The organism is Variovorax ginsengisoli, from assembly GCF_030811835.1.
Lineage (GTDB): Bacteria > Pseudomonadota > Gammaproteobacteria > Burkholderiales > Burkholderiaceae_C > Variovorax > Variovorax ginsengisoli_C.
The window spans coordinates 100,783-124,341 of record NZ_JAUSRO010000006.1; the positions used below are offsets into that span (position 1 = coordinate 100,783).

Here is a 23,559-nt window from a genome sequence, read left to right on the forward strand (position 1 = left end):
CTCGCGTGGAAGGCCCGGTCCCAGAGCCCCGACCATGGGGTCCTGTCAGGTTGAGGTTGCCAGCGGGGCCTGCGACGGCAGCCATGCAGCGACGAGCTTGCGCAAGGCGTCGACCGACTGCGGGCGCCCGAAGAGCCAGCCCTGCGCGTACTGCACGCCGCGTTCGCGCAGGAAGTGCGCTTGCGCCTCTGTTTCGACGCCTTCTGCCACCACTTCCAGGCCGAGCGTGCGGGCCAGATCGATGACCATCGTCACGACCTTGTCGCCCGTGCCGATGCCGGCCACACCGATGGCGTCGACAAAGCGCTTGTCGATCTTCAGCACGTCCAGGCGGAAGCTGCTCAGGAATGCCAGGCTCGAGTAACCGGTGCCGAAGTCGTCGATCGCCACCCGCAGGCCGACGGTGCGGATGTCGTCGATGACCTGCATCACGTCGGTGCTTTCGAGGAAGCCGCGCTCCGTGGCCTCCACCCAGAAGCTCTGCGGCGGCAGGCCGGTGCGCTCGAGCATGTTGGCGAGCATGCTCACCGTGCGGCCTGAGCTCAGATCGGCCGCCGACAGGTTGATGCTGATGTGAAAGTCCGGATGCTCGTGCAGGAAGACTGCGGCGTCGCGGGCCACCAACTGGACCACGCGCTCGGTCACCCGCTCGATGAATCCCGCCTTTTCGGCCGCGGCGATGAAGTGGTCCGGTGGAACCATGCGCTTGCCGCGCTGCCATCGCATCAGCGCTTCGGCACCGATGCACCGGCCCGAGCGCAGGTCGACGATGGGTTGGTATTGCATGAACACCTGAGGCGACTGCAACGCATAGCGGAAATCAGCCGCTTTCTGCACGTAAAGCCGTGACAGCAGCCACAGGCAGGCTGACAGCACCACACCGAAGAGGGCGCCGATCGGCAGCAGGAACAGGCGCGCCTCGTCGATGCGTGTTTGCGTGCGCGGCCGAGGAAAGGCCACGTAGGCCACGACGTCGTGTTCGGGTGTGGCGTGCATGGCGACGACGTAGTCGCCATCGACGAAGGTCGCGGAGGTTTGTTGGGCCATCGAGGAGGCCCAGGCCGGATTGAAGTCGCCGCGACCGATCAGGCGCCGGTGTTCCGTGCGCAGGAACATGCCCAACGCCACGTCGGGCGCCGTGCGGAAGATGTCGAGCGTCACCGCTTCGTCGATGAAGACGATCACGCCGTCACGTTCAGCGGCCAGGTACTTGTGGCCCTCCATGCCCGGCAGGCTCATGCCGGTATGAATGCGCAGACCGGTCGAGCTGACCGTGGTGGCGGCATCGAGCAACAAGCCTGGCCCATAGAGGCCAAGCGAGGAGCACATCAACCGCCCGTTCTGGATGCGGCCCACCGCGCTCGCGAACAGGGACGCCGCATCGGCCTGGCGCAGGCGCAGCATGCCTTGCTCGCTGCAGGCGTCGGCATGGACGGGCGTGCGAGAGACGATGTTGATGATGGCGTCGACATCGGCACTGCTGGCCTGCGCCTTGCGCAGCACTTCCGCGACGATGCGCGTCGCACCCTCTGCGCTGTCGTGGCGGCCACGCAGTTCGGCCATGTGCGCTGCGAGGAGCATGCAAGCGGTAATGACCATTGCGCTGGCAAACAACAGCGCCACGTTGGCCAGTTTGCTGCGTAAGTCGATGGCGGGCAGGATCACAGAAGCGTTCTCGCGTGGCGCGGGGCGAAGGCGCCGTTCGCGGTCTTCAGGGGATGGAGGTGCATTCAGTTGGCGCCGGCAGGGACGATGGTCATACCGATCATCCCCGCAATCTGCAGGCTGCCTTCAAGATATCTTCATTCGATCGGGTGGTAAGCCCGCGCCGTGTCGCGGCCCTCGGCCTTGGCTTGGTAGAGCGCCTGATCGGCGCGTCGCAGGAGTTCGTCCGTGGGAATGAGTCCGTCCGAGCAGCTCGCCACGCCAATGCTCACCGTCACACCACCATGCAGCCCGCGGGTGTCGCGTGCGATCACCGTCACCAGTTCATGCGCCACCTGCAGCGCAGTGGCGGTATCCGTGTCGGGCAATATCGCCGCGAATTCTTCTCCGCCCAGGCGCGCGACCACGTCGCCCGTGCGCAGGTTGGTGCTCAGCAGTGCAGTGAGGCGGCGCAGCACCTCGTCGCCCACCGCATGGCCGTGAACGTCGTTGATTTGCTTGAAATGGTCGGCGTCAATCATCAGCACGCTGAGCGAGCGCTTCTGACGGCGCGCATCGGCCAGCGCACGGGCCAGCAGGGGATCGAACATGCGGCGGTTTGGCAGGCCGGTCAGCGCATCGGTGTGGGCCTGGTGGCCGAGTTCGGCGTTGGCGGCTTCGAGTTCGAGCGTGCGTTGGCGTACCTGCTGCTCGAGGTCTTCGCGTGCATCGACCAGCCGGCGCGTCATGCTGCTCAGCGCGACGGCCAGTGTCTGCATCTCGGCGCTGCTGGTGGCCATCGGAATCCTGGCACCGGGAGCACCGGACTCCACGTCGCGCGCCGCACGTGCCATGCGCATCAGATCGGCGCCGAAGCGGCGTGCGGCCACGCCAGCGAGCAACGAGCCCACCAGCGCGGTCAGCAGTCCGATGAGCAGCGCGCTGCGCGTGGTGTCGGCCACGGCCGCAAACGCGTTGGCCGCAGGTTCGCGCGCCACAATGGTCCAGCCCAGGTCGCTGACCCGATCGTGCGCCGCCAGCGGGCTTGTGGCGGTGAGGTAGTCGGCGCCATCGTGCCAGCGCACGACGGCAGCGGCGCCGGGCGCCTGGCCGCTCGCTGGCAAGCGCACGCCGGCATCTGCGAGGCGCCGACTCTGGCCGCCGGGTGCATAGATGACATCGCCCTGCCGGTCGAAGATGAAGACCTCGATGCCGGCGGCGCGTGCCTCGGCCGGCAGCACGGTGTCGATGACCTCGCCTGCCCAGTCCCAGCTGGTGTGCACGCCGATCACGCCGATGATGCGGCCTTCATGCATCACGGGCGCCGAATAATCGAGGAAGCGAAGCGGTTCGTTGTTCTTGTCAGGTGGCAGCAGCGTGGCCAGCAGCTTGGCTGGATGCACGTCGCCCACATAGAGGCTTCGCTGGCCGTTCTGGAACCAGGGCCGCTCGGCCACGCTTTCGTTGTGCAGGATGTCGCGGGTGGAGGCTGCCACGCGACCTTGCGGATTGGCCACGCCGACCCACAGGTTCGTCGGTTGGGTGGCCTCGATCAGTTCCAGCGCGCGGCGGGCCTCCGGCGAGGCCAGCCCATCGCCCCACAGTGCCTCGCGGCTGGCGATCATGCCCACCACGGCGGCGTTTGCATGCAGTCCATTGGCGAGCGTGCGAGAAGCGGCGGCGGCCGCGAAGATGAGCGAGCGGCCAGCATCGGCACGAATCCGGCCGCGCAGCATGTCGCTCAGGATCCATGTGGTGGCGATGGAAGCCAACACCACCAGCGTACCGAACACGATCGTCAGTTGGACCGTCAAGCTGGGCGGTGTGTTGGCGGGACGGTCGGGCATGCGATGGATTCTAGGGGCCGCCCCGGGGGCACCCAGCGCTCAGATCGGCAGCGCCGTGGTGGTCTTGACGCGGTCTAGCACGAAGCTCGTCTTGCAGTCCTGCACGCTCGGATGCTTGAGCAGCGTGTCCATGACGAAGCGCGAGTAGTCCGCCATGTCGGCCACCACGACGCGCAGCAGGTAGTCCATGTCGCCGGTGAGCGAGGCGCATTCGACCACCTCGGGCCAGCCCTGTACCGACGCGCGAAAGGCATCCATCGGGCTGCGCTTGTGACTTTCGGTGTGCTTTTCCAGACGCACGTTGATGTATGCGGTGAGCGCCAGGCCGACCCGCTCAGCGCGCAGCAGTGCCACGTAGCCGGCGATCACACCGGTTTCCTCCAGCCGCTTGACCCGGCGCAGCGTGGCCGACGACGACAGGCTGACGATGGCCGCCAGCTCGTCATAGGTGGCACGTCCGTGGGTCTGCAGCGCGCGAAGCACGCGCAGATCAATGGCATCGAGTTCAGCTGAGGCGTTCATTTCCGCAATCTTGCAGGAATCTTGCGCCGCTGACCAGCCAAGCCCTGCAAGTTGCAGGAATTCTGTGCGCGGATTGCCTACGATCGATCCCATACCCCACCTCATTCCGGAGACGCACGATGACCGACCTTTTCGACAATCCCATGGGCCTGATGGGCTTCGAATTCGTGGAGTTCGCTTCACCCGAAGCCGGGCTGCTCGAATCGGTGTTCGAGACGCTGGGCTTCACGCTGGTCGCCAAGCACCGTTCGAAGGACGTCGTGCTCTACCGCCAGGGAGGCATCAACTTCATCGTCAACCGCGAGGCCAAGAGCGAGGCGGGCTATTTTGCGGCGGAGCATGGCCCGTCGGCCTGCGGCCTGGCCTTCCGGGTGAAGGATTCGCACAAGGCGTACGAACGCGCTCTGGCGCTCGGTGCCCAGCCGGTCGAGATCGCCACGGGTCCGATGGAACTGCGCCTGCCCGCCATCAAGGGCATCGGCGGCGCGCCGCTGTACCTGATCGATCGCTTCGAGGAAGGCAAGTCGATCTATGACATCGACTTCGAATTCATCGAAGGTGTCGATCGCCATCCGGTCGGCCATGGCCTCAAGTTGATCGACCACCTGACCCACAACGTCTACCGTGGCCGCATGACCTTCTGGGCCGACTTCTATACGAAGCTCTTCAACTTCCGCGAAATCCGCTATTTCGACATCAAGGGCGAATACACCGGCCTGACCTCCAAGGCCATGACCGCGCCGGACGGCAAGATCCGCATTCCGTTGAATGAGGAGTCGAAGTCGGGTGGCGGCCAGATCGAGGAATTCCTGATGCAGTTCAACGGCGAAGGCATCCAGCACATCGCACTGATCTGCGACGACCTGAAGGCTGCGGTCGACAAGCTCGCGCTGGCCGGCGTGCCGCTCGCAACCGCACCGAACGACGTGTACTACGAGATGCTGGACACCCGCCTGCCGGGCCACGGACACGACATTTCAGAGCTGCAGACACGTGGCATCCTCATGGACGGGACGACCGAAGGCGGCGAGCCACGCCTGCTGCTGCAGATCTTCTCGCAGCCCTCGCTCGGCCCGGTGTTCTTCGAGTTCATCCAGCGTCAGGGCGACTACAGCGAAGGTTTCGGCGAGGGCAACTTCAAGGCGCTGTTCGAATCGCTCGAGCGCGACCAGATCCGCCGCGGTGTGCTGGACACGGCCGAGGCCTGAGCGTGTCGGCTGCCCAAGCGACCAAGCACGGTCTCGCCGCCGGCGATGCGGCCGCGCCCGAGCGGCCGGACTGGACGATCGACCAGGGCTGGTCGAACTACACGCCGGCCGAGCACGCCGTCTGGAAGACGCTGTTCGAGCGCCAGACGAAGCTGCTGCCCGGCCGCGCCTGCGATGAGTTCGTCGAGGGCATGAAGAACCTGCCCATCGGCGCCGACCGGATTCCGGACTTCCTGGAACTGAGCGAGGTGCTGATGCAGCGCACCGGCTGGCAGGTCGTGGCCGTGCCGGGCCTGGTGCCCGACGAGGTGTTCTTCGAGCACCTGGCCAACCGCCGCTTTCCCGCCGGCAACTTCATCCGCAAGCCGCACGAGCTCGACTATCTGGAAGAGCCTGATGTCTTCCACGACGTGTTCGGCCACGTGCCGATGCTGATGAACCCGTCGATCGCCGACTACATCCAGGCCTATGGCGTGGGCGGCTTGCGGGCAAAGAAGCTGGGCATGCTCGACAAGCTGGCACGCGTGTACTGGTACACGGTGGAATTCGGCCTCATCCAGCAGAAGGACGGGCTGCGCATCTACGGCGCGGGCATCGCCTCGTCGCGCACCGAGAGCGTCTTCTCGCTGGACGACCCGTCGCCGAACCGGATTGCGTTTGACCTGGAGCGGGTGATGCGCACGCACTACCGCATCGACGATTTCCAGGAGAGCTACTTCGTCATCGACAGCCTGGCCGAGCTGCTCGACCTGGCGACGATCGATTTCGCGCCGCTGTACGAACGCATCGCCGGGCAGCCGGAGTACCAGCCGGGCGACGTGCTGCCGACCGACCGCGTGATCACGCGTGGCACCGGCCGCTACCACGACGCCAAGCGCCGGCAGGCGGTCACCGCCTGAAAGAGCGTCAGTAGCGGGTGACCTGCCGGCCGATCTCCGGCCAGCGGCGGTGCAGCCAGGCCCAGGCCACCAGGCCGATGCCCATCATCAGGATCGACGTCACGGCCAGCGCCAGCGTCGAATGCATCACCAGCGGTGCGATCACACCGGCCACCAGGCCGTTGGCGGTCGAGCCGATGACGGCCTGCAGCGACGATGCCATGCCGCGGCGCTCGGGGTGGAGGTCCAGCACCAGCAGCGTGATCACCGGCACCATCAGCGCCCAGCCGAAGGCGAAGATCGCGATCGGCCACATGGCCCAGAGTGCGTGCGGCTCGAACAGCGCATTGGCCGCGACGTTGGCCGCGGACGTGGCCAGCATGATGAAGAAGCCGTCGCGGATCTGCCGCTTGGGCGCGACCTTGCCTGCCATGCGGCCGCTGGCCCAGGCGCCGGCCATGATGCCGCCGATGGTCAGCAGGAAGAACCAGAAGAACTGCGTGGGCGCCAGGCCGAGGTGGTCGCCGAGGAAGGCCGGCGCCGACAGCACGTAGAGGAACATGCCGTTGAAGGGCACGCCGCTGGCCAGCGCCAGCAGCAGGAAGCGTGGGTCGGAACACAGGTCCCAATAGCCGCGCATCAGGTGCCGCGCATGGAAGGGTTGGCGCTGCGTGGCGTGGAGCGTCTCGGGCAGCAGCTTCCAGTTGGCCGCGAACAGCACCACGCCGACAGCGACGAGGAACCAGAAGACGGCGTGCCAGCCGGCATGCACGAACAGGAAGCCGCCGACGATGGGCGCGATGGCCGGCGCCACGCCGAAGTAGATGGTGACCTGCGCCATCACCTTCTGCGCCTCGGCCGGCGGGAACATGTCTCGGATCACCGCGCGCGACACCACGATGCCTGCACCCGTCGACAGGCCCTGCAGCGCACGGAACAACACCAGCTGCCCAATGGTCTGCGACATCGCGCAGCCCAGCGACGCGAGCGTGAACACGGCCAGACCCCAGAGCACGACCGGGCGCCGTCCGAAGCTGTCCGACAGTGCGCCGTGGAACAGGTTCATGAAGGCGAAGCCGAAGAGGTACGCCGACAGCGTCTGCTGCATCTCCACCGGCGTCGCGCCGATCGACTTCGCGATGCCCGAGAAGGCCGGGATGTAGGTGTCGATCGAGAAGGGGCCCAGCATGCCGAGCACCGCGAGCAGGATGGCGAGCGCCCATCGCGGGGCTTTCCAGAGGGTTTGGGCGTCGGGGTTCATGGGTCTCTCAAAAACAAGCGGACTTGCCGAACGCAGGGTCCGGCAAGTCCGCTTTTGGGGGCGTGGCTGTTTAGAGCGTGTCGATGAAGGAGCGCAGCTTGTCCGAGCGGCTCGGGTGCTTGAGCTTGCGCAGCGCCTTGGCCTCGATCTGGCGGATGCGCTCGCGCGTCACGTCGAACTGCTTGCCGACTTCTTCCAGCGTGTGGTCGGTCGACATCTCGATGCCGAAGCGCATGCGCAGCACCTTGGCTTCGCGCGGCGTCAGCGAGTCGAGGATGTCCTTGACCACGTCGCGCAGGCCGGCCTGCATGGCGGCCTCGATGGGCGCCGTGTTGCTGCTGTCCTCGATGAAGTCGCCCAGGTGCGAATCGTCGTCGTCGCCGATCGGGGTTTCCATGGAGATCGGCTCTTTGGCGATCTTCATGATCTTGCGGATCTTGTCTTCCGGAATCTCCATCTTCTCGGCCAGGATGCTGGCGTCGGGCTCGAAGCCGAACTCCTGCAGATGCTGGCGCGAAATGCGGTTCATCTTGTTGATCGTCTCGATCATGTGCACCGGAATGCGGATGGTGCGCGCCTGGTCGGCGATCGAACGGGTGATGGCCTGGCGGATCCACCACGTGGCGTAGGTCGAGAACTTGTAGCCGCGACGGTATTCGAACTTGTCGACCGCCTTCATCAGGCCGATGTTGCCTTCCTGGATCAGATCGAGGAACTGCAGGCCGCGGTTGGTGTACTTCTTGGCGATGGAGATCACGAGGCGCAGGTTGGCCTCGATCATTTCCTTCTTCGCGTCGCGCGACGACGACTCGCCGTCGTTCATGCGCTTGTTGATGTCCTTGAGCTGCGTGAGCGGCACCACCACCTGCGACTGGATGTCGGTCAGGCGCTGCTGCAGTTCCTGCACCGGCGGGATGTTGCGGGCGAGCACGGCACTCCATGGCTTGCCGGCAGCGGCCTGCTTCTCGACCCACTTGAGGTTCAGCAGGTTCGACTCGACACGCTTGCCGTTCTTGTCGAAACCGCTGAAGTCGCGGATGAAGTCGTCTTGCGGGTAGCCGCACTTGTCCACGATGATGCGGCGCAGTTCGCGTTCCTTCTTGCGCACGTCGTCGACCTGCGTGCGCACCAGGTCGCACAGCTTTTCAATGGTCTTGGCGGTGAAGCGGATGGTCATCAGCTCGTCCGACAGGGCCTGCTGCACCTTCTGGTAATTCGGCGTGCCGTAGCCTTCCTTGTCGTAGATCTTGTGGACCTTCTCGAACATGGCGGCGATGCGGTCGAAGCGCTCGAGCGCGTCGCGCTTGAGTTCTTCCAGCTTCTTGGTCAGCGCCTTGGAGCCGCCCTTGCCGTCGTCGTCGTCTTCCTCGTCGAATTCGTCGAAGTCTTCTTCGGCCACGTAGTCGTCGGCCTCGTTCGGGTTCGAGAAACCGTCGACGATGGTCGAGATGACGACCTTGCCTTCGCGGATGTCGTTGGCCAGGCGCAGGATCTCGGCGATGGTCGCAGGCGATGCGGAGATCGCCTCCATCATGGCCATCAGGCCGCCTTCGATGCGCTTGGCGATCTCGATTTCGCCTTCGCGCGTGAGCAGTTCGACCGTACCCATCTCGCGCATGTACATGCGCACCGGGTCGGTCGTGCGGCCGAATTCGCTGTCCACGGTGGAGAGCGCGGCTTCGGCTTCTTCCTCGGCTTCTTCCACCGTGGTGGCGGTCGGCGCGGTGTTGTTCAGCAGCAGCGTCTCGGCGTCGGGCGTCTGTTCGTAGACGGCCACGCCCAGGTCGTTGAGCATCGTGACCACGACTTCCATGGTCTCGGCGTCGACCAGCTTGTCGGGCAAGTGGTCGGAGATTTCGCCCTGTGTCAGGTAGCCGCGGGTCTTGCCCAGAGTGATCAGGGTCTTCAGGCGCGAACGGCGCTTGGCCATGTCTTCTTCGGACAGGACGGTTTCGTCCAGGCCGAATTCCTTCATCAAGGCGCGTTCCTTCGCCTTGCTGATCTTCATGCGCAGCGGCTTGACCTTTTCCTCGGTCGCACCCGGCGTGGCTGCCACGGGTTCATCGCCAGTGATGTCGTCCTCGATGTCCGACAGGTCCACATCGCTTTCAGACGCGTCGCTGCCCGCCTTGGGCTTGCGTCCGCGCTTGGCGCCGGTGGCTGCGGGTGCGGCTGCCGTGGCGGCCTTGGGCGGGCGTCCTACCTTCTTGGCGGCGGCAGGGGCAGCGGCCTTGGCGGTTGGCTTGATGGTTTCGTCGGTCGTCGATTTCGTAGGCACTGTTTTCACTTTCGTTGCTGCTTTTGCCTTGGACGTGGCAACACCTGCCTGAGTTGCCGGCAAAGCGGCAACTTTCAATGGCTTTTCTGCAACGGCCTTCTTGGCGACGGACACGGCTGGCTTCTTCGGACTGGGCATATGACCTCGGTGCAAAAAGAATGGACAAGCGGAATCACACGCGCCACGAACCCGGCGCAGGGATATACACGGACAAGGGGCAAGGAGGGAGGAATCCCTCAAAGGCAAGATGTCGGGCGATCATTTGGTGTGCAGTCCTTGCGGTGTATTGACCCGTTTCCCTGTGGGAAGTGCATTGCGCATGGGGTCGGCCCGGAGGTGCTGCTGTCGCTCTTGCCTAATTTCGCCTGTTGCGAAGCCCTACATTATAGCGCAATACGAATTTTCAAGGCTCAGCCGTCATTGCCGGACGCTTTGAGCCGCGCGCGCAGCGCAATGCGGCGCACTTCCAGTGCCCGGTAGCGCTCCAGCGCCAGGGGGTCGGAGCCGACGGCGGCAATGGCTTCGCTTTGCCGCGCCTTGAGGAAATCGTCGAGCATGAAGTCCAGCACGCTGCGCAGTTCCCGTGCGGCATCGGCTGCGCCGTCGGTGTGTGGCGTGCCGGCCTCGTCAGCCGGGCCACCGCCCGGGTCCGTCATCGCACGCACGGCCAACGCTTCGAAGGGCTGGCCGCGCAGGCCTTCGCGCAGGGCGGCCCAGGGCTGCACACCGTGTTCGTGGAACTGGCTGTCGAGCCAGGTGAAAAGCTGGCCGTGGTCGCCGGGCAGGTCGCACAGCAGGCCGTGCAGTTCGTGCGACAACGCCTCCCATTCGTGCATGTTCGACAGCAGCAGGCGTGCTGCCACGTCGGGGCGGCCGGGCGGGCGCACGCGGCTCTTGCCGGGGGTGCGGGGTTCGGAATACCGGTCGGCATCGCCCGCGCCGCGCTTGCCGCGCTGCCATTTGCCTTTGCCCTTGAAGTCGCCGCGCTCGAAGCTGCGTGGCGCCGATGCTTCGTAAAAGCCGGGCGGCGCGTCGTCCATCGGCATGTCGTCGTACGACGGCGGCGATGACGACGAAAAACCGCCTGTCGGTCCTGCCGGGCCGCGCCCGCGGCCGGGCGCCGCGGCCTTGCCCCAGAGCGACTCCAGTTCTGCGGCGCCGAGCTGGACGTGTTCCGCGATCTCGCCGAGCAACTGCCGCTTGAGCGCGCCTTCGGGCATCGCACTCCAGAGCGGGCGGGCGTTGCTGGCCATGTGGGCACGGCCTTCGGCGCTGCCCAGGTCGCAGCCTTCGCGGGCGGCCTCGACCATGAAGCGGCTCAGGGGTGTCGCTTCGGCGACGAAGCGGGCGAAGGCGTCTGCGCCGAACTCGCGGATGAAGCTGTCGGGGTCGTGTTCGGCCGGCAGGAACAGGAACTTGACGCTGCGCACGTCGGTGGCGAAGGGCAGGGCGGCGTCGAGCGCCTTGCGTGCCGCACGACGTCCGGCGGCGTCGCCGTCGAAGCTGAAGACGACCGCATCGGTGAAGCGAAAGAGCTTCTGCACGTGCTCGGTGGTGCAGGCCGTGCCGAGCGTGGCCACCGCATTCGGAAAGCCGAGCTGCGCGAGCGCCACCACGTCCATGTAGCCCTCGGTGACCAGCGCGTAGCCGCGATCCCGGAAGGCAGCGCGGGCCTCGTACAACCCATAGAGCTCGCGGCCCTTGCTGAAGACCGGGGTTTCGGGCGAGTTGAGGTATTTGGGTTTCTCGTCGCCCAGCACGCGCCCGCCGAAACCGATGCATTCGCCCTTGACGTTGCGGATCGGGAACATCACGCGGTCGCGAAAGCGGTCGTAGCGCTTGGCGGCATGGCCGGCGCCGTCCGCCGGGTCTTCCTCGCCCACGATCACCAGGCCGCTCTCGGCGAGCAGCGGGTCGTCGTAAGACGGAAAAACGCCTGCCAGCGTGCGCCAGCCGGCCGGCGCATAGCCAATGCCGAACTGCCGGGCGATCTCGCCTGAAACGCCGCGGCCCTTCAGGTAGTCGATCGCGCCCGGCGACTGGCGCAGTTGCTTGCGGTACGCCTCGCCGGCCTTCTCCAGCACCTCGGACAGCGTGGCCTGTTTCTGCCGCTGGCCGGCGGCGCGAGCACGTTCCTCGGGCGAGGCGTCGTCTTCGGGCACCTGCAAGCCGTACTGGCCGGCCAAGTCGTGCACCGCCTCGACGAAGCCCATGCCGGCATGTTCCATCAGGAAACCGATCGCGTTGCCGTGCACGCCGCAGCCAAAGCAGTGATAGAACTGCTTGGTCGGACTGACAGAGAATGAGGGCGACTTTTCGCCATGGAAGGGGCACAGCCCCATGAAATTGGCGCCGGCCTTCTTGAGCGGAACGTAGCGGCCGACGATCTCCACGACGTCGGCGCGTGCGATCAGTTCCTGAATGAATGAGGGAGGGATGGTCATGTAGGCGGGGAGCGGCAAATCATACGCAAGCGGCCGCTGTGTCGCAGTGTGACGGCATACTGGCCGCGTTTCGGCCTGCTCATCCATGATTTTCCACAGTCCTCTCACGAACGTGCCGATCCTGTTGCGGCATCCGCTGCGCTTCCTCTGGGACGCGCTGAAGGTGTTCAAGGCCAACCAGGGGCTGCTGCTGGCGGGGGCGGTGGCCTATTACGCGCTGCTGTCCATCGTCCCCCTGCTGATCGTGAGTGTGATCGCGCTGTCGCACCTGATCGATCAGGCCGAGCTGCTGAGCACGATCGGCCGGTACCTCGAATGGCTGCTGCCAGGGCAGTCGAAGGCGATCGTGCAGGAGCTGTCGAACTTTCTCGCCCACCGGGACGTCCTCGGACCGGTGCTGCTGGTGACCATGATCTTTTTCAGTTCGCTGGCCTTCACGGTGCTGGAAAGCGCCATGGCGGTGATCTTCCATCACCGCAAATCCGAGCGGCGCCGTCATTACCTGGTGTCGGCGGTGATGCCCTACGTCTACATCCTGTGCCTGTGCGTGGGGCTGCTCCTGGTGACGATCGTCTCCGGTGCGCTGCAGCTCATCGGGCAGGAGAGCGTGAATCTGCTGGGCTACAGCTGGTCGCTGTCGGGCATCTCGGGTGTGCTTCTGTACCTGCTGGGCCTGGGGGGCGAGATCTTCATGCTGACGTCGCTCTACCTGGTGATGCCGGCTGGCCGGCTGTCGCTGCACCATGCGCTGCTCGGCGGCGTGACGGCTGCGCTGCTGTGGGAGGTCACGCGGCGCGTGCTGGTGTGGTATTTCTCGACGCTGTCCCAGGTCAACGTGGTCTATGGGTCGCTCACCACGGCCATCGTGGTGTTGTTGAGCCTGGAGATCGCGGCCACGCTGGTGCTGTTCGGTGCCCAGGTGATCTCGCAGTACGAGCGCCTGGAGCGCACCGGCAGCACGACGCCGGTGCCGGGCGAGCGGGTCGGCTTGTAGCGCCCGCTGCGGCGCCTCAGCGCGGTGCCAGCCGGATGGCGCCGTCCAGGCGAATCACCTCGCCATTGAGCATGTCGTTCTCGATGATATGCCGGGCCAGCTTGGCGTAGTCCTCGGGCGTGCCCAGGCGTGACGGGAAAGGCACGCTGGCGGCCAGCGCGTCCTGCACTTCCTGCGGCATGCCGAAGAGCATGGGCGTGCCGAAGATGCCCGGCGCGATCGTCATGTTGCGGATGCCGCTGCGCGCCAGGTCGCGTGCGATCGGCAATGTCATGCCGACCACGCCGCCCTTGGAGGCGCTGTACGCGGCCTGTCCGATCTGCCCGTCGTAGGCTGCCACCGAGGCGGTGGAGATCAGCACGCCGCGCTCGCCGGTAGCCTCGGGTTCGTTCTTCGCCATCGCGTCGGCGGCCAGGCGGATCATGTTGAAACTGCCGATGAGATTGACCGTCACCGTCTTGCTGAAAACCGCCAGCGCGTGCGGCCCGTTCTTGCCGACGGTCTTCTCGGCAGGCGCGATGCCCGCGCAGTTGACCAGCCCCATGAGCTTGCCGAGCTGCTGCGCCGCCGCCACCACCGCTTGGCCGTCGACCTCCTGGCTCACGTCGCAGCGCACGAACACGCCGCCGATTTCCTTGGCGACGGCTTCACCCTTTTCGGCCTGCATGTCGGCGATGACGACCTTGCCCCCATGGGCCGCCAGCATGCGTGCCGTACCTTCGCCCAGCCCCGACGCGCCGCCGGTGACGATGAAAACCTTGCCTTCGATCTGCATTCGATGTCTCCTCTTGGTTGGAGCGGGCAGTTTATCGAAAGGGCATAAAAAAAGCCCTGTCCGAAGACAGGGCCTGAATTGGATCCGCGAGGATCCAAGGAGACAACGGGTGTCGCTCAGCGCTTGCGCGGGGCGGTGGCGGTCTTGGCAGCGTTGACGGCTTGCGTCGAGACCGCGGTGAAGTTGGCTTCGGCGACGTCGGAAGCTTGCTTGACGGCCTTTTGCACCGATTCGAAGGCGTTGTTGGCGGCAGCCACTGCGCTCTTCATCACGGCGACGGCGGTTTCCGAGCCGGCGGGTGCGTTCTTGGCGGCGCTGTCGACCATGCCGACAAATGCTTGCTGGGCTTCGGCAGCCTTGCCTTCGAAGGCCTTGCTGAATTCAGCGCCGGTGCCTTGGGCGATGTCATACAGATGACGGCTGTAGGCGGCGGTCTTTTCGGCCAGGGGCTGGAACAGGCTGGCTTGCAGTGCGAGCAGTTCCTGTGCGTCCTTGACGCTCAGGATGGCTTGCGTGCTGGCAGCAGCTTCGCTCAGCGCGGCCTTGGAGGCAGTCACGTTGAGCTCGACCAGCTTTTCCACGCCTTCGAAGGCCTTGGTGGTCAGTCCGAACAGGGTTTCGAGATTGGCTTTTTGGGCGGCGAGGATTTGGTCAGCGGTCAGTGCCATAACGGGACTCCAGAAGGTTGATTGGGAATTCACTTTGCGCTGCGCCTCGTCATCTATGTTGCGGTGCAGCATGAGGTGGAAGTATAGGGAGATGCGCCGGGGGATCAAGCGATTTTCCTTGCGCCACGCCAGTTTAGAGCGCACTTTCTAATTGTGGATACCCGATATTTCGGCGGAAGCGGGCCTATGTGCTGAATTGGTATTACTGTCTTCACGGCGGCGGCCACTGGCAGAATGCCGCGCCATGAGCAGCCTCAGGCCCACACCTTCATCACGCAGCGCGTACCGCGTTTTTCGCCCCATCCCCACCCGCTGGGCAGACAACGACATCTATGGTCATGTCAACAATGTCGTCTACTACAGCTGGTTCGACACGGCGGTCAACGCCTTGCTGATCGAGCGTGGCGCCCTGGACATCCATGCGGGCGACACCATCGGCTTCGTGGTCGAGACCCAATGCCATTACTTCGCGCCGATCGCCTTCCCGCAGACGGTCGACGCCGGTATCCGGGTGGCGCATGTGGGAAGCTCCAGCGTGCGTTATGAAATCGGCCTGTTCGCACAAGGTGCGGACGTGGCGGCCGCGCAGGGCCATTTCGTTCATGTCTATGTGGGGCGAGAGACAAAGCGGCCGGTCAAGCTGCCTGATACGTTGCAGCGGGTGCTTGGGGAGCTTCGCATCTGACGCGCCGACACATGCGGCTTTCATACGAGAAAAGGCGAGGAAAATGCAAAAAGGCGCCCAAAGGCGCCTTTTGATATTCCGGGGTGCCGGAATTACATCTTCTTCATGGCCTTGACATCGGCCTTGCCCTTGGCTTCGTCGGCCTTGGCTTGCTTCACGCAGGCGGTCTTCGCGTCACCGGACTGGTCATCGCACTTCTCCTTGGCGACTTCGTACGCGGCCTCGACCTTTTCTTCAGCCACCTTGCGGGCGTGAGCTGCGGTCGGCTTGTATTGCTGCTCCAGTTCTGCCTTGGCAACCTTTTCGTTGCCCTTGGCTTCCTTCTCGCACACGTCCTTGGCGTTGTCCTTGAGCGCATCGCACTGGGCCTTGGCGACCTTGTAGTCGGCTTCGACCTTTTGCTTGGCGACGTTGTATTCGTCCTTGGTCATGGCGCTGGCGTAGCTGCCGACAAAACACGACGATGCGATGGCGAGAACGAGCAAATGTTTTTTCATGGTTTTCTCTTGGAGTCGGTTATGGGTAGAGGGTGATGATTTCAGGGGTCGAACGAGTGGATGTCTCAAGACTTCTCGTACCACAGGCCTGCCGGGGTGCGGCCGTCGCGCGCTTCCCATTCCTTGACCTGGGTTTCGGCTTCATCCTTGCTGATGCCGTGGCGTTCCTGGATGCGGCCGAGCAATTGGTCGCGCTTGCCGGCGATGACGTCGAAGTCGTCATCGGTCAGCTTGCCCCACTGTTCCTTGACCTTGCCCTTGAGCTGCTTCCAGTTGCCTTCAATGGTGTCTTTGTTCATGCCTATCTCCTTCGCGATGATTGAAGACCCGGACCGCGCTGGAGCGCCTTGTCCGGGGTGAAGACAATGTCGCGCCGGAGCCTTGGAAAGGCGGTAGGACTCGCCGGGAATGCCCCGTAGGCAGACGCCGACGCGCGCCGTGATAATCGAGCGCACGACGACATTGAGATACTTGAGATACGCGCCTCGGCGCCTCGCACCATGATCATCCACAGCCTGCTCGACACCGACCTCTACAAGTTCACCATGATGCAGGTGGTGCTCCACCACTTTCCTGGGGCGCGCGTCGAATACCGGTTCAAGTGCCGCAATCCGGGCGTGAACCTGGCCCAGTTCGCCGACCAGATCCGCGACGAGGTCCGCCAGTTGTGTTCGCTCCAGTTCAAGGAGGAAGAACTCGCCTACCTCAAGGCCATGCGCTTCATCAAGAGCGACTTCGTCGACTTCCTCGGGCTGTTCAAGCTCAACGAGAAGTACATCGACATCGTGCCGCTGCCCTCGGGCGAACTGGAGATCGGCATCAAAGGGCCCTGGCTGCACACGATCCTGTTCGAGATTCCTGTGCTGGCGATCGTCAACGAGGTGTACTTTCGCAATACCCAGCCTGAACCCGATTTCGCCGAAGGCCGACGCCGACTCGACACCAAGATCACCCAGCTCCAGGCCGAGGGGCTCTCTGACCTGAAGATCGCCGACTACGGCACCCGTCGCCGTTTTGCCAAAGGCTGGCATGAAGAGGTGCTGCGCACGCTGAGCAGTCGTCTGGGCGTGGTCACAACGCCGGTCCAGACAGGCACCAAGCTGCCGCAGTTCGCCGGCACGAGCAACGTGCTCTACGCGAAGAACCTGGGTCTCATTCCGCTGGGCACCATGGCGCACGAGTACCTGCAGGCCTGCCAGGCGCTCGGGCCGCGGCTGCGTGACAGCCAGATCTTCGGCTTCGAGTCGTGGGCGCGCGAATACAGGGGCGACCTGGGCATCGCGCTGTCCGACGTCTACGGCATGAGCGCCTTCCTGCGCGACTTCGACATGTACTTCTGCAAGCTGTTCGATGGCGCGCGCCATGACAGCGGCGATCCGTTCCAGTGGGGCGAACGCATGCTGGCACACTACATCGCCAACCGGGTTGACCCGCGCACCAAGACGCTGATCTTCAGCGACGGACTGACCGTGCCGCGCACCATCGAGCTGTACCAGCAGTTTCGCGGACGCTGCCAGCTGGCCTTCGGCATTGGCACCAACCTCACCAACGACCTGGGCTACGAGCCGTTGCAGATCGTCATCAAGATGGTTCGCTGCAACGACCAGCCGGTCGCCAAGCTGTCGGACACGCCTGCCAAGAACATGTGCGACGACGAGAAGTACCTGGCCTATCTGCGCCAGGTCTTCGAGATCGAGCCGCCGGCCGCCTGAACGCGTCCGCCTGCGAACCTGTCATTCTTCTTTTGCCGAAAGCCCTGCCGCGATGAGCGCCACCCGACCCCAGATCCTCGTCGCACGCGGCGTGTTCCCCGAAACGATTGCCCGCCTGAAGCAGCACTTCGATGTAGAGGCCAACCAGGAGGACGTGGTCTGGAGCAAGGACGAACTCGTGGCGCATCTGCAAGGCAAGCAGGGCGTGTTCACCACCGGGAGCGAGCGCATCGATGCCGAACTGCTCGCGGCCTGCCCTGACCTCAAGATCTGCGCCAACATGGCCGTGGGCTACAACAACTTCGACGTCGATGCGATGGCTGCGCACGGCGTGGTCGGCACCAACGCGCCCGACGTGCTGACCGAGACCACGGCCGACTTCGGCTTCGCGCTTCTGATGGCCACCGCGCGGCGCATTGCCGAAAGCGAGCATTACCTGCGCGCCGGGAAGTGGAAGAAATGGTCCTATGACATGTTCTCGGGCAGCGACATCCACGGCGCGACACTCGGCATCATCGGCATGGGGCGCATCGGGCAGGGCATTGCACGGCGTGGCGCGCATGGCTTTGGCATGAACGTGATCTATCACAATCGGTCACGCCTGTCGGAGGCGCTCGAGGTCGAATGCAAGGCGCGCTACGTGGCCAAGGACGAGTTGCTGCGCACCGCGGATCACGTCGTGCTGGTGGTGCCCTACACACCGGCCTCGCATCACACCATCGGCGCAGCCGAACTGGCGCTGATGAAGCCGACCGCCACCCTTGTCAACATTGCCCGCGGTGGCATCGTCGACGACGCCGCGCTGGCGGCGGCATTGCGCGACGGCCGCATTGCCGCCGCCGGTCTGGACGTGTTCGAAGGCGAACCGAAGGTGCATCCCGATCTGCTCACCGTACCGAACGTGGTGCTCACGCCCCACATCGCCAGTGCGACCGTGCCCACGCGCCGCGCCATGGCCGACCTTGCGGCCGACAACCTGATCGCCTTCTTCGGCGGCAAGGGACCGCTCACACCGGTGACACCACCGGTGGCGCGCGCCTGAACCCGCAATGCCACAAGCATCCGATGCCGTCACCTGGATCCTGCTGACCCTCGGCGCGCTGAACCTCGGTCTCGTGGCGTGGCTGATGCTGCGACCCGTGCGCCCCGACTACAGCGAGTTGCTGGCCACCATGGACGAGGCCAGCGATCGCTCCGAGCGTGAGTTGCGCCGCGAGATCAGCGATTCCGCGCGCGGCGTGCGCCAGGAAACGGCACAAGCCTTCGACACCTTCCAGCGCGCGCTGGTCATGCAGGGCGCAGAGGCCACTCGCACGCAGAACGCGCAGCTCGATGCCTTTTCGCAGCAGCTCACGCTGTTGCAGAAGACGCTGGCCGACACGCTCAGCAGCCAGTTGCAGGGCCTGTCGGAGTCGAACGCGCGGCGCCTGGCCGAGGTGCGAGCGACCATGGAAACCCAGCTCGCGCAGCTGCAGCAGAGCAATGCGGCCAAGCTCGACGAGATGCGCCAGACCGTCGACGAAAAGCTGCAGACCACGCTGGAGACGCGCCTGGGCGAAAGCTTCAAGCAGGTCGCCGACCGGCTCGAGCAGGTGCACAAGGGTCTTGGCGAAATGCAGACGCTGGCCGTTGGCGTGGGCAGCCTGCAGCGCGTGCTGACCAACGTGAAGACGCGTGGCATCTTCGGCGAGGTGCAGCTGGAGGCATTGCTTGAACAGGTGCTCACCGCCGACCAGTACGCCCGGCAGGTCGAGACCAAGCCGCGCAGCAACCAGCGCGTGGACTTCGCCGTGCGCTTTCCAGGACGGGGCGACGGTGGCGCGCCGGTGTGGCTGCCCATCGATGCCAAGTTCCCGCGCGACGACTACGAACGCCTGATCGACGCGCACGAGCGCGCCGATGCGGTGGCGGTCGAACTCGCCGGCAAGGCGCTGGAGGCACGCATCCGCGCCGAGGCGAGGTCGATCGCCGACAACTACCTCGAGGCACCGCACACCACCGACTTCGCCGTCCTGTTCCTGCCCGTCGAAAGCCTCTATGCAGAAGTGCTGCGGCGCCCCGGCCTGATGGACGCCGTGCAGCGCCAGCACCGGGTCACGCTGGCCGGCCCGACCACCTTGCTGGCCATGCTCAACAGCCTGCAGATGGGCTTTCGCACCCTGGCGCTCGAGCGCCAGGCCTCGGAAGTCTGGAAAGTGCTTGGCGCGGTGAAGACCGAGTTCGAGCGCTATGGCGAGTGGGTGGCCCGCATCAAGGAGCAGGTGGCCAAGGCCTCCGACACGCTCGACAAGGCCGACACGCGGGCGCGCCAGATGCGGCGCGCGCTCAAGGTGGTGGAAGCGTTGCCCGATGCACAGGCGCAGGCACTGCTGCCCGAGGCCGACGCCACGGGCGACCGAGACAGCGAAGAAGACAACGTTCCATGACCCAAGAGCTGAAGCCATGAAAGGCAACGAACTCGTACGCGTGATCGCCACGCATGTCTTCCTGCAGGGCACCATGGGCGGCATGCGACTCGCGGCCCCGCTGCTGGCGCTGCAACTCGGCTACAGCGCGGTGGCGGTCGGCGTGCTGATTGCGCTGTTCGCCGTGACCCAGATGCTGCTGGCCCTGCCGGCCGGTCGCTATGCCGATCGGCAGGGTCTCAAGCGGCCTCTGGCGCTGGCGGTCGTGGCGGCTTGCGGCGGTTCGATGCTGCTGGCCCTGGTGCCGACCTTTCCCGCCATGTGCGCGGCCGCCTTGCTCACGGGCGCGGCGACCGGAATGACGACCATCGCGCTGCAACGCCATGTCGGGCGTGCAGCCGATGGCCCGACGCAACTCAAGCGCGTGTTCAGTTGGCTGGCCATTGCACCGGCCGCAGCCAACTTCGTTGGCCCCTTCGTGGCCGGCCTGGTGATCGACCATGCCGGGCTCGCGCCCGCCGACCTGCAGTCTTACCGCGTCGCATTTGCCGTGCTGGCGCTGATGCCGCTGATCTCCTGGGCGCTGGTGCGCACGCTGCCCGAGCCGCCCATTGCGCCGCCCGTGGCTGGTGCCCGTACGACGCGTGCGTGGGACTTGCTGCGCGACGGCATGTTCAGGCGCCTGCTCTTCGTGAACTGGTTGCAGTCGTCGAGCTGGGACGTGCATGCCTTCGTGCTGCCGATCCTTGGCCATGAGCTTGGCCTGAGCGCTTCGGTGATCGGTTCGATCCTTGGGGCTTTTGCCATCGCGGCTGCGGTGATCCGCATCGTGCTGCCGATGGTCGCCACGCGCACCACCGAGCGCGGCGTGATCCTTGCGGCAACGCTGACCACGGCCGTGGTGTTCGCCATCTATCCGTTACTGAGCTCCGCCTGGACGATGGGACTGTGTTCGATCGTCCTGGGCTTTGCGCTGGGTGCGGTGCAGCCCATGGTCATGAGCATGCTGCACCAGATCACGCCGCACGCGCGCCATGGCGAGGCCCTGGGCCTGCGCCTGATGACGGTGAACGCATCGAGCGTCGCCATGCCGATGTTGTTCGGTGCGGCCGGTGCGCTCATCGGCGTCGCCAGCGTGTTCTGGGTGGTGGGGGGCGTGGTCGCCGTGGGCAGCCGCGCCGTCTGGGGCCTGCGCGCTGGCGCTCAGAGCTTGTAGAAGCGCTTGATCGCGTCCCATGCGTCCTGGGGCGCGTCGACGTACTCGAACAGGTTCACATCGGCGGGCGAGATCACGCCTTCGTCAACGAGAAAGTCGAAGTCGATCAGACGCTTCCAGTAGTCCGAGCCGAACAGCACGATCGGCACCGGCTTGGCTTTGCGCGTCTGCACCAGGGTGACGACCTCGAAAAGTTCGTCGAGCGTGCCGAAGCCACCCGGAAAAGCCACCAGCGCCTTCGCACGCATCATGAAATGCATCTTGCGGATCGCGAAGTAGTGGAATTTGAAGCTCAGCGCAGGCGTGACATACGGGTTGGCCTCTTCTTCCATTGGCAGCGCGATCGCCAGGCCGACATTGAGACCGCCACCTTCGTAGGAGCCGCGGTTGGCCGCCTGCATGATGCCGGGGCCGCCGCCGGTGCAGATGAAGAGCTTGTCCTCGGGCTCCTTGTCGTTGCTGTATTGCGCCACCAGCTTGCCGAAGGCGCGCGCCTTTTCGTAATAGTGTGAATTGCGCGCCAGCTTGCGCCAGCGCTCGGAGGCGATGGCGTCGCCCGAGGCTTCGGCCTGCGCGATCAGCGCGCCGGACTCTTCCTGGCTGCGAAAGCGTGCGCTGCCAAACACGACGACCGTGTTTTCGATGCCATGTTCGCGCATCTGCAGGTCGGGCTTCATGAGTTCGAGCTGCATGCGCAGGCCGCGCGTTTCGCGGCGCAGCAGGAATTCCGGATCGGCGAAGGCTAGGCGCGACGGGTCGTTGTCGAGCGGCAGGCCCTTGTCGGAGTGCGCTTGCAGGGTGGCCCACGCGTCGGCGAGGCGTTTGTCGTGAAGGTCGTGCGTCTTGTTCATGCAAATTTCCTGGAGCAAATTCGGGGCCCGGTCGTCGGCTCATCGGGCGACCATGAAAAAAGGCTCCGTGAGGAGCCTTCTTTATATACGTGCATTGCCTGTGCAATGCAGCGATCAGACGCGCTTACGGTACTCGCCGGTGCGCGTGTCGATTTCGATCTTGTCGCCCTGGGCGACGAACAGCGGCACGCCGATCTCGAAGCCGGTGGAGATCTTGGCCGGCTTCATGACCTTGCCCGACGTGTCGCCCTTGACGGCGGGTTCGGTCCAGGTGATTTCGCGCTCGACGCTGGTGGGCACTTCAACCGAGATGGCCTTGCCGTCATAGAACACCACTTCGACCGACATGCCGTCTTCGAGGTAGTTGAGCGCGTCGCCCATGTTCTCGGCTTCGACTTCGTACTGGTTGAACTCTTCGTCCATGCAGACGTACATCGGGTCGGCGAAGTAGGAGTAGGTGCACTCCTTCTTGTCGAGCACGATCTGGTCGATCTTGTCGTCGGCCTTGAAGACCACTTCGGTGTTGAAGTTGGCGATCAGGCTCTTCATCTTCATGCGCACGGTGGCGGAGTTGCGGCCGCCGCGGCTGTATTCGGTCTTCAGGACGACCATTGGGTCCTTGCCGTGCATGATCACGTTGCCGGCGCGGATTTCTTGAGCGATTTTCATAACAATGTCTGGCTGGTTGGCCGCAGCGCGCGGCAGGCCCTGTGAACCATTGCGGAACCGGATTGGCCGGGCCGAACAGCGGGCAGCAATTTTGGATAGCCTCCGATTTTAGCGGCTTTCGCGCCGCGCGGCTATTTCGGGCAGACTGTCGGCCGTCAAGACGCCCAAAGGATGGAATCAACCTTGTCTCTCGCACCTGCTCTTCAAGCCGTTTGCGCCGCATTGGTCGCAGCCCGCCGTACCGGCATTGCCGCCGATGAACGCGCACTTCCCGACACCCCTTTGACCGCCGATGAGGCCTACGCCGTGCAGGAGCACGTGGCCCGCGAACTCGGCTGGAACACGGGGGAGGATGCGCCGAGCCACTGGAAAGGCGGTGGCCCCGGCGCGGGCTCGACCGCCGTATTCGCCCGGCTGCCACCGCCCTGGGTGCAGTCGTCACCCGGCGAGTTCGCAGCCAGGGACTTCCACCGCAAGGGCATCGAGATCGAAATCGCCTTCCGGCTGGCCCGCGACATCACCGCTGTCGACCTGGCCGCGCGTTCGGCGCACGACCCGGCTGCCTTCATCGATGCGATGGCGGTGTCCATCGAGCTGGTCGATTTCCGCTGGCAGGGTTGCGAACGCGCGCCCGCATCGCTGCGCATGGCCGATCTGCAGTCCAATGGGGCGCTGGTCGTTGGCGACTGGGTGCCGCTGCGCCCTGTCGACTGGTCCCGGCAGGTCGCTACGCTCGAAGTCGATGGTGCACAGGTCGGCCGCTACCAGGGCGCGCATCCGGCGGGCGATCCGTTGTGGTTCGCCACCCAATGGCTGGCGCACGGCGTGGCGCGCCACGACCGGCTCGCCGCCGGCAGCGTGCTCACCACAGGATCGTGGTGCGGCATGGTCTGGCTCGATGGGCCCGCCAACGCGAGGGCCGTGTTCGACGGCATCGGCGAGGCGACGCTCAAGCTGGTCTAGGCTGACGCGAAGGCTCCACGGCGGCGTCCAAGCAAAGCCAGG

General features: G+C 65.0%; 21 protein-coding genes. 9 read left to right on the forward strand and 12 right to left on the reverse strand.

Features of this window, described 5'->3' with window-relative positions; genetic code table 11:
* Nucleotides 1–45: 45 nt before the first annotated feature.
* The 3 genes from J2W36_RS10660 to J2W36_RS10670 all read right to left on the reverse strand — a co-directional run bounded on the left by J2W36_RS10660 (nt 46) and on the right by J2W36_RS10670 (nt 4,013).
* The gene (locus tag J2W36_RS10660; protein WP_307689707.1) at nt 46–1,665 is read right to left on the reverse strand and encodes an EAL domain-containing protein; all 1,620 of its coding nucleotides are present in this window, start codon (nt 1,663–1,665) and stop codon (nt 46–48) included.
* Nucleotides 1,666–1,802: 137 nt separating this feature from the next.
* Entirely contained in the window at nt 1,803–3,491 is a 1,689-nt protein-coding gene (locus J2W36_RS10665) for a sensor domain-containing diguanylate cyclase (protein ID WP_307689708.1), read from the reverse strand.
* A 39-nt stretch (nt 3,492–3,530) separates the two neighbouring features.
* The gene (locus J2W36_RS10670; protein ID WP_307689709.1) at nt 3,531–4,013 is read right to left on the reverse strand and encodes an Lrp/AsnC family transcriptional regulator; all 483 of its coding nucleotides are present in this window, start codon (nt 4,011–4,013) and stop codon (nt 3,531–3,533) included.
* 119 nt (nt 4,014–4,132) lie between these two features.
* Between J2W36_RS10670 and hppD the strand changes: the two genes are divergently transcribed.
* Together hppD and phhA are read left to right on the forward strand one after the other, a co-directional pair.
* Entirely contained in the window at nt 4,133–5,221 is a 1,089-nt protein-coding gene (hppD, locus tag J2W36_RS10675) for a 4-hydroxyphenylpyruvate dioxygenase (RefSeq protein WP_307689710.1), read from the forward strand.
* A gap of 2 nt (nt 5,222–5,223) precedes the next feature.
* A complete protein-coding gene (gene phhA, locus J2W36_RS10680) occupies nt 5,224–6,120 on the forward strand; it encodes a phenylalanine 4-monooxygenase (RefSeq protein ID WP_307689711.1) in 897 nt (298 codons plus the stop codon).
* A 7-nt stretch (nt 6,121–6,127) separates the two neighbouring features.
* On the opposite strand, the gene J2W36_RS10685 is transcribed toward phhA, so the two are convergent.
* The 3 genes from J2W36_RS10685 to dnaG form a co-directional block, all read right to left on the reverse strand.
* Nucleotides 6,128–7,360, reverse strand: coding sequence for a multidrug effflux MFS transporter (locus J2W36_RS10685; protein WP_307689712.1), 1,233 nt, complete (start codon nt 7,358–7,360; stop codon nt 6,128–6,130).
* A 70-nt stretch (nt 7,361–7,430) separates the two neighbouring features.
* Entirely contained in the window at nt 7,431–9,776 is a 2,346-nt protein-coding gene (gene rpoD, locus J2W36_RS10690; RefSeq protein ID WP_307689713.1) for an RNA polymerase sigma factor RpoD, read from the reverse strand.
* 272 nt (nt 9,777–10,048) lie between these two features.
* Nucleotides 10,049–12,082, reverse strand: coding sequence for a DNA primase (dnaG, locus tag J2W36_RS10695; protein ID WP_307689714.1), 2,034 nt, complete (start codon nt 12,080–12,082; stop codon nt 10,049–10,051).
* Between the two features lie 85 nt (nt 12,083–12,167).
* Between dnaG and J2W36_RS10700 the strand changes: the two genes are divergently transcribed.
* A complete protein-coding gene (locus J2W36_RS10700; RefSeq protein WP_307689715.1) occupies nt 12,168–13,076 on the forward strand; it encodes a YihY/virulence factor BrkB family protein in 909 nt (302 codons plus the stop codon).
* Between the two features lie 16 nt (nt 13,077–13,092).
* Here the strand turns inward: J2W36_RS10700 and J2W36_RS10705 are convergent, their stop codons facing one another.
* Nucleotides 13,093–13,851 (reverse strand): 3-hydroxyacyl-CoA dehydrogenase, encoded by a 759-nt coding sequence (locus tag J2W36_RS10705; protein WP_307689716.1) that lies wholly within the window; start codon nt 13,849–13,851, stop codon nt 13,093–13,095.
* A 116-nt stretch (nt 13,852–13,967) separates the two neighbouring features.
* Nucleotides 13,968–14,519 (reverse strand): phasin family protein, encoded by a 552-nt coding sequence (locus J2W36_RS10710; RefSeq protein ID WP_307689717.1) that lies wholly within the window; start codon nt 14,517–14,519, stop codon nt 13,968–13,970.
* A 244-nt stretch (nt 14,520–14,763) separates the two neighbouring features.
* Here J2W36_RS10710 and J2W36_RS10715 point away from each other — a divergent pair, with 244 nt between their 5' ends.
* Nucleotides 14,764–15,204, forward strand: coding sequence for an acyl-CoA thioesterase (locus J2W36_RS10715; RefSeq protein ID WP_307689718.1), 441 nt, complete (start codon nt 14,764–14,766; stop codon nt 15,202–15,204).
* A 92-nt stretch (nt 15,205–15,296) separates the two neighbouring features.
* Here the strand turns inward: J2W36_RS10715 and J2W36_RS10720 are convergent, their stop codons facing one another.
* Both J2W36_RS10720 and J2W36_RS10725 read right to left on the reverse strand, forming a co-directional pair.
* Nucleotides 15,297–15,701 carry a hypothetical protein gene (locus J2W36_RS10720; protein WP_307689719.1) on the reverse strand — a complete coding sequence of 135 codons (405 nt, stop codon included), beginning with the start codon at nt 15,699–15,701 and terminating at the stop codon, nt 15,297–15,299.
* A gap of 65 nt (nt 15,702–15,766) precedes the next feature.
* Complete coding sequence (locus tag J2W36_RS10725; protein WP_307689720.1) at nt 15,767–16,000, reverse strand: CsbD family protein; 234 nt, start codon at nt 15,998–16,000, stop codon at nt 15,767–15,769.
* Nucleotides 16,001–16,201: 201 nt separating this feature from the next.
* Here J2W36_RS10725 and pncB point away from each other — a divergent pair, with 201 nt between their 5' ends.
* From pncB to J2W36_RS10745, 4 genes are read left to right on the forward strand one after another with little or no spacing between them, the layout of a single operon-like run.
* Nucleotides 16,202–17,413, forward strand: a complete 1,212-nt coding sequence (gene pncB / locus J2W36_RS10730; protein WP_307689721.1) for a nicotinate phosphoribosyltransferase — start codon at nt 16,202–16,204, stop codon at nt 17,411–17,413.
* 52 nt (nt 17,414–17,465) lie between these two features.
* Nucleotides 17,466–18,455 carry a 2-hydroxyacid dehydrogenase gene (locus J2W36_RS10735; RefSeq protein ID WP_307689722.1) on the forward strand — a complete coding sequence of 330 codons (990 nt, stop codon included), beginning with the start codon at nt 17,466–17,468 and terminating at the stop codon, nt 18,453–18,455.
* Between the two features lie 7 nt (nt 18,456–18,462).
* Nucleotides 18,463–19,839 carry a DNA recombination protein RmuC gene (locus tag J2W36_RS10740; RefSeq protein ID WP_370869297.1) on the forward strand — a complete coding sequence of 459 codons (1,377 nt, stop codon included), beginning with the start codon at nt 18,463–18,465 and terminating at the stop codon, nt 19,837–19,839.
* Nucleotides 19,840–19,855: 16 nt separating this feature from the next.
* Nucleotides 19,856–21,034 carry an MFS transporter gene (locus J2W36_RS10745; protein ID WP_307689724.1) on the forward strand — a complete coding sequence of 393 codons (1,179 nt, stop codon included), beginning with the start codon at nt 19,856–19,858 and terminating at the stop codon, nt 21,032–21,034.
* Here J2W36_RS10745 and J2W36_RS10750 read toward each other — a convergent pair.
* Entirely contained in the window at nt 21,022–21,885 is an 864-nt protein-coding gene (locus J2W36_RS10750; protein WP_307689725.1) for an LOG family protein, read from the reverse strand. The two genes, J2W36_RS10745 and J2W36_RS10750, sit on opposite strands and share 13 nt — an antisense overlap.
* A 114-nt stretch (nt 21,886–21,999) precedes the next feature.
* The gene (gene efp / locus J2W36_RS10755; protein WP_307689726.1) at nt 22,000–22,554 is read right to left on the reverse strand and encodes an elongation factor P; all 555 of its coding nucleotides are present in this window, start codon (nt 22,552–22,554) and stop codon (nt 22,000–22,002) included.
* Nucleotides 22,555–22,737: 183 nt separating this feature from the next.
* On the opposite strand from efp, the gene J2W36_RS10760 reads away from it, so the two are divergent.
* On the forward strand, nt 22,738–23,517 hold the full coding sequence (locus J2W36_RS10760) for a fumarylacetoacetate hydrolase family protein (protein WP_307689727.1): 780 nt from the start codon (nt 22,738–22,740) through the stop codon (nt 23,515–23,517).
* Nucleotides 23,518–23,559: the final 42 nt, after the last annotated feature.